Genomic DNA, 1,027 nt, shown 5'->3' on the forward strand with positions numbered 1-1,027 from the left:
AATGGCTTTTAAACAAGTATTTTCGTTTAAAGAGGCATTATCGTTATCATTGACGGGGGTATTTTCATTATTATTTTGTAAATGACTTTCTTTCATAGTTTCCTCTTTTGAGACAGTAATACATTATTAAAATCAGTTCCTTTTGGAGCTCGCATGATAAAGACCTCAAAGCCTTGGCTATAAGCACGCTTTGCAAGGGTAAAACCTGCTTTACGACCCGCATCATCGCCGTCCATTGCAATTGTCAGACGTCCTTTTGTATGGGGTAAATTCACACGCATCATGCCACTGGTTGAAAGAGACGCCCATAAATTAACGGGCTCTGATAACAACCCAGACAGCAGAGCCAGACCGGTTTTAATGCCCTCACAAATGACCAGATGTTTTGGATTGGCTTGACTTAAATGCACCCCACCACCCGTTACAGATCCCAACATGGCTTTTGCTGGTTTTTGATCTGTTTTGCAGCCATTGGCTTTTAAAAAGGTTCTATGAATGGCAAAAGAGCCAGCACCCTTAACAAGAGCGACCAACGCGGGCAGTGTCATCGCTAATGGATGTGGGCATTTATCGTGAAAGCGTAAATCAGCAGGCAATTCACAAGTAATTCCCCGCATGCGTAAATAGGTTTCGGCTAAAGTATTTTTGATTGGTTTGCTTTGTAGCCAAATTGCTTTTACTTTCTTTGCTTTCTGTTTTGCTCGTTTGAGATCAGCACAAAACTGTTTTGAGAAAGAAAGCGTATGATCATAAGTTTTATCAAAAAAGGCTTGTTTTCCAAGCAAGCCAATTCTAATGAGCGCTTGTATGATCTCTCTAAAAGAGCAGCCAGCATAACAAGTGAGTAAAAGACGCCCATCATGTCCATTGGCAAGGGATAAGCTAGGCAGCCTATCATCATGAGCAGGACAACGGGCTATCCCATAATATCCATGCCAAACACCACGCAAGGCACGTGTAATATCCTGCGCATTCTTAAAAGAACACATCATTTTAAATCCTATAACGTTGCGTCATAGGACGGATT

1 protein-coding gene is annotated in these 1,027 nt (G+C 41.6%); it reads right to left on the reverse strand.

Going from position 1 to position 1,027, the window contains the following annotated elements; genetic code table 11:
* Nucleotides 1-92: 92 nt before the first annotated feature.
* Nucleotides 93-992: a DUF7146 domain-containing protein gene (locus GQO39_RS08670; RefSeq protein WP_156851792.1), complete on the reverse strand. Its 900-nt coding sequence runs from the start codon at nt 990-992 to the stop codon at nt 93-95.
* Between the last annotated feature and the right edge of the window lie 35 nt (nt 993-1,027).

It is taken from the genome of Bartonella refiksaydamii, from assembly GCF_902652675.1.
Taxonomy (GTDB): Bacteria; Pseudomonadota; Alphaproteobacteria; order Rhizobiales; family Rhizobiaceae; genus Bartonella; species Bartonella refiksaydamii.

Excerpts from the sequence above, each read along its gene's own strand:
- GQO39_RS08670 (WP_156851792.1), bottom strand. The coding sequence starts at position 992 with ATGATGTGTTCTTTTAAGAATGCGCAGGATATTACACGTGCCTTGCGT.